The organism is Kitasatospora sp. NPDC036755 (assembly GCF_040636595.1).
In the GTDB taxonomy this organism is placed as follows: Bacteria; Actinomycetota; Actinomycetes; order Streptomycetales; family Streptomycetaceae; genus Kitasatospora.
Window position 1 is genome coordinate 22,843 of record NZ_JBEZUT010000074.1, and the last position, 7,088, is coordinate 29,930.

Below are 7,088 nucleotides of genomic sequence, written 5' to 3' on the forward strand. Positions count from 1 at the left end.
GGAGTCCCACCTTGACCATCCGCGTGATGCTCGTCGACGACCAGGAACTGCTGCGCACCGGTTTCCGGATGATCCTCCAGTCACAGGGCGACATCGAGATCGCCGCCGAGGCGGGCGACGGCGCGCAGGCCCTGGAGAAGCTGCGGCACACCGAGGTGGACGTGATCCTCATGGACGTCCGGATGCCGCGGCTGGACGGCGTCCAGGCGACCCGCCGGATCTGCCTGGCCGAGGACGGCAGCCCGCTGCCCAACGCCCCCCACGTGCTCATCCTCACCACCTTCGACCTGGACGAGTACGCCTTCGCCGCGCTCAAGGCCGGTGCCAGCGGCTTCCTGCTCAAGGACGTCCCGCCGACGGAGCTGGTGGCCGCGATCCGCGCGGTGCACGGCGGCGACGCCGTGGTCGCCCCGACCACCACCCGCCGGATGATCGACCGCTTCGCCGAGGTGCTGCCCACCCCGCAGAGCGCGCCCGGCTCGGACGTCCTCGGCCCGCTGACCGAACGCGAGCGGGAGGTGTTCCTGCTGGTCGCCCAGGGCCTGTCGAACGGCGAGATCGCGGCCCGGCTGGTGCTCTCCGAGGCCACCGTGAAGACCCACGTCGGCCGGATCCTGGCCAAGCTGGGCCTGCGCGACCGGGTCCAGGCCGTGGTGCTGGCGTACGAGGCCGGACTGATCCGGGCCGGGGCCTCGGACTAGCGACGCCCGTACACTGGGGCGGTACGTCCGGTACCCGTCGAGGACCGGAACGGTCATTCAGGACAAGGGTGGACATGGGTTCGTCCGACTTCAGCGAGTTCGCCCCGTACGGCGATCCCGGTGACCCGGGCAACCGCCCGGCCCGGCTGGCCGTCGGCGTGGTCGGCACCGGCCGGGTCGGCCCCGCGCTGGGCGCGGCGCTCCAGCTCGCCGGGCACACCGTGGTCGCCGCCTCCGGGGTGTCCGCCACCTCCCGCCGCCGGGCCGAGGCGCTGCTGCCGGGCGTGCGGGTCGTCACCCCGCCGCAGGTGCTGGCCGCCGCCGACCTGGTGCTGCTGACCGTCCCCGACGACGCGCTGGCCGACCTGGTGGCCGGGCTGGCCGCCACCGGCGCGGTCCGCCCCGGCCAGCTGGTCGTGCACACCTCCGGCGCGCACGGCGTGGCCGTCCTGGAGCCCGCCACCCGGGCCGGGGCGCTGCCGCTGGCCCTGCACCCGGCGATGACCTTCACCGGCACCTCGGTGGACCTGGCGCGGCTGGCCGGCTGCCCGTTCGGCGTGACCGCCCCGGAGGAGCTGCGGCCGGTCGCCGAGGCCCTGGTGGTGGAGATGGGCGGCGAGCCGGAGTGGGTGCCCGAGGGGGTCCGCCCGCTGTACCACACCGCCCTCGCGCACGGCGCGAACCACCTGGTCACCCTGGTCGCGCAGGCGATGGACCTGCTGCGCACGGCCGGCGTCGCCGAGCCCGGCCGGATGCTCGGCCCGCTGCTGGGCGCCGCCCTGGACAACAGCCTGCGGGCCGGCGACGCGGCCCTCACCGGCCCGGTCGCCCGGGGCGACGCGGGCACCGTGCGGCGCCACCTGGCGCAGCTCAGTACGGTGTCCCCGGACATCCCGGCGGCCTACCGGGCGATGGCCCGCGCCACCGCGCAGCGGGCACTCGCCAACGGAACGATCGACGAAACGTCGGCGGCGGCGCTGCTGGACGTACTGAACGAGGAGAAGCGCTAGATGGCACGCGGTAAGCAGTCGAACAAGCCCCAGCGGACGCCGAAGGTCCACCGGGCCGTCGTCACCCGCACCGTGGACGACTTCGAGGCCGCGTTCTGGCCGGACGAGCAGCCGGTGGACAACGCGGTCGTGATGACGATGGGCGCGCTGCACGAGGGCCACGCCGCGCTGATCCGGGCCGCCCGCAAGCAGGTCGGCCGGGACGGCCGGGTCGCGGTGACGGTCTTCGTCAACCCGCTCCAGTTCGGCCCGGGCGAGGACCTGGAGCGCTACCCGCGCACCCTCGACGAGGACGTGAAGCTGGCCGAGGAGAGCGGCGCCGACGTGGTGTTCGCGCCGTCCGCCGAGGAGGTCTACCCGAACGGCGAGCCGCAGGTGCGCATGGTGGCGGGCCCGATGGGCGAGCGCTACGAGGGCGCCACCCGGCCCGGCCACTTCGACGGCGTGCTGACCGTGGTCGCCAAGCTGCTGCACATCACGGACCCGGACTTCGCGTTCTTCGGCGAGAAGGACGCCCAGCAGCTGGCGATCATCCAGCGGATGGTCGCGGACCTGGACTTCGACGTCGAGATCGTCGGCGTGCCGACCGTCCGCGAGGAGGACGGCCTGGCGCTGTCCTCGCGCAACCGCTACCTCTCGGCGGAGGAGCGCGACCGGGCGCTCGTCCTCTCCAAGGCCCTGTTCGCGGGCCGGGACGCCGCCGCGCAGGGCCCGAAGGCCGTCCGCGAGGCCGCCTCGGCCGTCCTGGACGGCGCCGAGGGCGTCACCCTGGACTACCTCGCCCTGATCGACCCGCACGACTTCTCGGAGGCGGCGGACGACTTCCAGGGCGAGGCGGTGCTGGCCGTCGCCGCGAAGGTGGGCCCGACCCGCCTGATCGACAACGTCCGCATCATCGTTCGGTAGTACCGACAGCAATCCCCTTCAGGCATGCACTCACAGGAGGCGTGACCCGCAATGCTCCGCACCATGCTCAAGTCCAAGATCCACCGGGCCACCGTGACCCAGGCCGACCTGCACTACGTGGGATCCGTCACGGTGGACGAGGACCTGCTCGACGCCGCCGACCTGCTCCCCGGCGAGCTGGTCCACATCGTCGACATCGACAACGGCGCCCGGCTGGAGACCTACACCATCGCCGGCCCGCGCGGCTCCGGCGTGATCGGCATCAACGGCGCCGCCGCCCGCCTGGTCCACCCCGGCGACCTCGTCATCCTCATCGCCTACGGGCAGATGGACACGGCCGAGGCCAAGGGCTACGAGCCGAAGGTCGTCTTCGTGGACGGGCACAACCGGATCACCGGCTTCGGCGGGGACCCGGCCGAGGCCCCGGAGGGCACCGGACTGCTCCGCGGTGACAGGGCGTACGGTGACCGCACCGGCGCGGCCACCGCCGGCGCCCGCTGAAGGAGCCACTGAGCCATGTCCGTCACGCACCGCCTCACCGCGCCGACCCCCGGCTGGACCGCCACCACCGACGTGGTCGTGGTCGGATCCGGGGTGGCCGGCCTCACCGTCGCGCTCAACGTCCGCAAGGCCGGCCTGCGGGCCATGGTGGTCACCAAGGCGATGCTGGACGAGGGTTCCACCCGCTGGGCCCAGGGCGGCATAGCCGCCGCCCTGGGCGAGGGCGACACCCCCGAGCAGCACCTGGACGACACCCTGGTGGCGGGCGCCGGCATCTGTGACGAGGAGGCCGTGCGCACCCTCGTCACCGAGGGCCCGGACGCCGTCCGCCGGCTGATCGCGGCCGGTGCCGACTTCGACCGCGGCGAGGACGGCGAGATCCTGCTCACCCGCGAGGGCGGCCATCATCGCCGCCGGATCGTGCACGCGGGCGGGGACGCCACCGGCGCCGAGGTCTCGCGCGCCCTGGTCGCCGCCGTCCGCACCGACCCCGACCTCGAACTGATCGAGCACGCCCTCGTCCTGGACCTGCTGACCGACGCCGAGGGCCACGCCGCCGGCCTGACCCTGCACGTGATGGGCGAGGGCACCCGCGACGGCGTCGGCGCCGTCCGGGCCCGCGCGGTGGTGCTCGCCACCGGCGGCATGGGCCAGGTCTTCTCCGCCACCACCAACCCGGCCGTCTCCACCGGCGACGGTGTGGCGCTCGCCCTGCGGGCCGGCGCCGCCGTCACCGACCTGGAGTTCGTCCAGTTCCACCCGACCGTGCTCTGGCTCGGCCCGGAGGCCGAGGGCCAGCAGCCGCTGATCTCCGAGGCCGTGCGCGGCGAGGGCGCCCACCTGGTGGACGCGGACGGCGTGCGGTTCATGGTCGGGCAGCACGAACTGGCCGAACTGGCCCCGCGCGACATCGTCGCCAAGGCGATCACCCGGCGCATGCAGGAGCGCGGCACCGACCACATGTACCTGGACGGGCGGCACTTCGGCGCCGCGATGTGGGAACAGCGCTTCCCGACCATCCTCGCCACCTGCCGCTCGCACGGCATCGACCCGGTGACCGAGCCGATCCCGATCTCCCCGGCCGCGCACTTCGCCTCCGGCGGGGTCGTCACCGACCCGCACGGCCGGACGTCCGTCCCGGGCCTGTACGCCTGTGGCGAGGTCGCCTGCACCGGGGTGCACGGCGCCAACCGGCTGGCCTCCAACTCCCTGCTGGAGGGCCTGGTCTTCGCCGAGCGGATCGCCGCCGACCTGGCCGAGCGGCACGCGGCCGGCGGACTGCCCGAGCGCACCGTGGACGTCGAGGCCGTCCGGTCCGCGCACGCGGTCCCGCTGCCGGCCTCCGAGGCGCGCGCCGAGATCCAGCGGCTGATGTCGCGCGGCGCCGGCGTGCTGCGCTCGGCCGCCTCGATGGCCGACGCGGCGGCGGGCCTGGTCCTGCTCGCCGAGCAGGCGTACGCGCACGTGGCCGAGGAGAAGCCGGCCGACCCCCGGGTGGAGACCTGGGAGGCCGCCAACCTGCTGACGGTCGCCACCGCCCTGGTCGCGGCCGCCCGGCAGCGCGAGGAGACCCGCGGCTGCCACTGGCGCGAGGACTTCCCCGAGCGCGACGACGCCCACTGGCGGCGCCACCTGATCACCACCCTCGCCGCCGACGGCGGCCCGGTCAGCACCCCTGAGGAGCAGTAGAACCATGACCCACTCCCACGAGGAACTCCCGATGGCCGGCGGCTGCGGCGACGGCTGCGCCTGCGGGGACGGCGAGGGGTACGAGACCGGCCTGGACCCGCAGCTGGCCGAGCTGCTGGAGCGGGCCGGGCTGGACCCGGTCGAGGTCGAGGACATCGCCACCCTGGCGCTGGCCGAGGACCTGGCCGGCGGCGAGGACGTCACCTCGGTGGCGACCGTGCCCGCCGAGTCCGTCGCGACCGCCGACTTCACCGCCCGCCAGGCCGGCGTGGTGGCGGGCCTGCGGGTCGCCGAGGCGGTCGTGTCGCTGGTCTGCGAGGAGGAGTTCGAGGTCGAGCGGCACGTCGAGGACGGCGACCGGGTGGAGGCCGGCCAGGTGCTGCTCTCGGTCCGCTCCCGCACCCGCGACCTGCTGACCGCCGAGCGCAGCGCGCTCAACCTGCTCTGCCACCTGTCCGGCATCGCCACCGCCACCCGCGCCTGGGCGGACGCCCTGGAGGGCACCGGCGCGGTGGTCCGGGACACCCGCAAGACCACCCCGGGCCTGCGCGCGCTGGAGAAGTTCGCGGTGCGCTGCGGCGGCGGCGCCAACCACCGGATGGCGCTCTCGGACGCCGCGCTGGTGAAGGACAACCACGTGATCGCGGCCGGCGGCGTGGCCGAGGCCTTCCGGGCCGTCCGGGCCGCGTACCCGGAGCTGCCGGTCGAGGTGGAGGTGGACACCCTGGAGCAGATCCCGCCGGTGCTGGAGGCCGGGGCGGACCTGATCCTGCTGGACAACTTCACCGTCGGACAGCTGAAGGAGGCCGTCGCGCTGGTGGCCGGCCGGGCGAAGCTGGAGGCCTCCGGCGGACTGGCCCAGGCCGGTGCGCGCGAGGTCGCCCAGACTGGTGTCGACTACCTGGCCGTGGGCGCGCTCACCCACTCCTCGCCGATCCTGGACATCGGCCTGGACCTGCGCGCCTGACCGTCAGGTCGAACGAAGACCCGTCCCGACTCACAGAAAGCGCCCCATGCTCCTCACCATCGACGTCGGCAACACCCAGACCACACTCGGCCTGTTCGACGGCGAGGACGTGGTGGAACACTGGCGGATCTCCACCGATTCGCGCCGCACGGCCGATGAACTGGCCGTGCTGCTGCAGGGGTTGATGGGCAACCACACCGCGGTCCGGGAGGCCGCGGTGGAGGGCCTGGCGATCTGCTCGTCCGTCCCCGCCGTGCTCCACGAGCTCCGCGAGGTGACCCGCCGCTACTACGGCGACGTCCCCGCGGTGATCGTGGAGCCCGGCGTGAAGACCGGGGTGCACGTCCTGATGGACAACCCCAAGGAGGTCGGCGCGGACCGGATCGTCAACGCGCTGGCCGCCAACCACCTGTACGGCGGCCCGTGCATCGTGGTCGACTTCGGCACCGCGACCACCTTCGACGCCGTCAACGCGCGCGGCGACTACGTCGGCGGCGCGATCGCCCCCGGCATCGAGATCTCGGTCGAGGCGCTCGGCGTCCGCGGCGCCCAGCTGCGCAAGATCGAGCTGGCCCGCCCGCGCAACGTGATCGGCAAGAACACCGTCGAGGGCATGCAGTCCGGCATCCTCTACGGCTTCGCCGGCCAGGTCGACGGCCTGGTCGAGCGGATGGCCCGGGAGCTCGCCAAGGACCCGGACGACGTCCAGGTGATCGCCACCGGCGGCCTGGCCCCGCTCGTCCTCGGCGAGGCCACCACCATCGACGTGCACGAGCCCTGGCTGACCCTGATCGGCCTGCGCCTGGTGTACGAGCGCAACCGTCCCGCGAGCTGAGCGGAGTTCAGTTCCCGGGGGTCGGGAAGCCCGGCAGGGTGGCCGGTCCGGTCGCCGGGGCCGTCGGGAAGCCCGGCAGGGCGGAGGACGCCGGGCCGCTCGCCGGCCCCCCGGCGGCGGGCGGGGCGACGGTCGCCGCGGACCCCTCGGGCAGCGGCCGGAAAGGGGTCGGCGGGAGGGGCGCGAGGCTCCCCATGAGCGACGGCGGGAGGGTCGCCGGGCCGTCCGCGACCGGCGGCGGGACGGTGACCTGGGTCGTTCCGGGCAGCGGGGTCGGCTTCCCCGCGCGCCGGTCCGGGATGGCCGCCATGACCCGCTTCCAGCGCGGGTCCTTCACCACGGCGGCGAGCTGGTCCACGGTCAGCGGCGGGTCGGTGCGGGTGATCGGCGCGCCCCGCTCCAGCGGCTCGCGGTTCCACTCCTGGAGCATCATCCGGTAGCCGTTCCCGGACAGCACGGCGGCCCACGTCTTCGAGCCG

The 7,088-nt window shown here is 74.4% G+C and carries 7 protein-coding genes and 1 pseudogene; 7 read left to right on the plus strand and 1 reads right to left on the minus strand.

Annotated features, from left to right (window positions below; all coding sequences use genetic code 11):
- The first annotated feature begins 11 nt into the window (after nt 1–11).
- The 7 genes from AB0E96_RS14020 (at nt 12) to AB0E96_RS14050 (ending at nt 6,609) form a co-directional block, all read left to right on the plus strand.
- The gene (locus AB0E96_RS14020; protein WP_359822654.1) at nt 12–701 is read left to right on the plus strand and encodes a response regulator transcription factor; all 690 of its coding nucleotides are present in this window, start codon (nt 12–14) and stop codon (nt 699–701) included.
- Between the two features lie 74 nt (nt 702–775).
- Entirely contained in the window at nt 776–1,711 is a 936-nt protein-coding gene (locus AB0E96_RS14025; RefSeq protein WP_359822657.1) for a DUF2520 domain-containing protein, read from the plus strand.
- Nucleotides 1,712–2,617, plus strand: coding sequence for a pantoate--beta-alanine ligase (gene panC, locus AB0E96_RS14030; RefSeq protein ID WP_359822659.1), 906 nt, complete (start codon nt 1,712–1,714; stop codon nt 2,615–2,617).
- Between the two features lie 51 nt (nt 2,618–2,668).
- Nucleotides 2,669–3,118, plus strand: a complete 450-nt coding sequence (panD, locus tag AB0E96_RS14035) for an aspartate 1-decarboxylase (protein WP_359822662.1) — start codon at nt 2,669–2,671, stop codon at nt 3,116–3,118.
- A 15-nt stretch (nt 3,119–3,133) separates the two neighbouring features.
- Nucleotides 3,134–4,807 carry an L-aspartate oxidase gene (locus AB0E96_RS14040; RefSeq protein WP_359822665.1) on the plus strand — a complete coding sequence of 558 codons (1,674 nt, stop codon included), beginning with the start codon at nt 3,134–3,136 and terminating at the stop codon, nt 4,805–4,807.
- A 4-nt stretch (nt 4,808–4,811) separates the two neighbouring features.
- Complete coding sequence (nadC, locus tag AB0E96_RS14045; RefSeq protein ID WP_359822668.1) at nt 4,812–5,774, plus strand: carboxylating nicotinate-nucleotide diphosphorylase; 963 nt, start codon at nt 4,812–4,814, stop codon at nt 5,772–5,774.
- A gap of 46 nt (nt 5,775–5,820) precedes the next feature.
- Nucleotides 5,821–6,609, plus strand: a complete 789-nt coding sequence (locus AB0E96_RS14050; protein WP_359822670.1) for a type III pantothenate kinase — start codon at nt 5,821–5,823, stop codon at nt 6,607–6,609.
- 7 nt (nt 6,610–6,616) lie between these two features.
- On the opposite strand, the pseudogene AB0E96_RS14055 reads toward AB0E96_RS14050, so the two are convergent.
- A pseudogene (locus tag AB0E96_RS14055) lies at nt 6,617–7,088 on the minus strand (hypothetical protein); the annotation flags it as partial.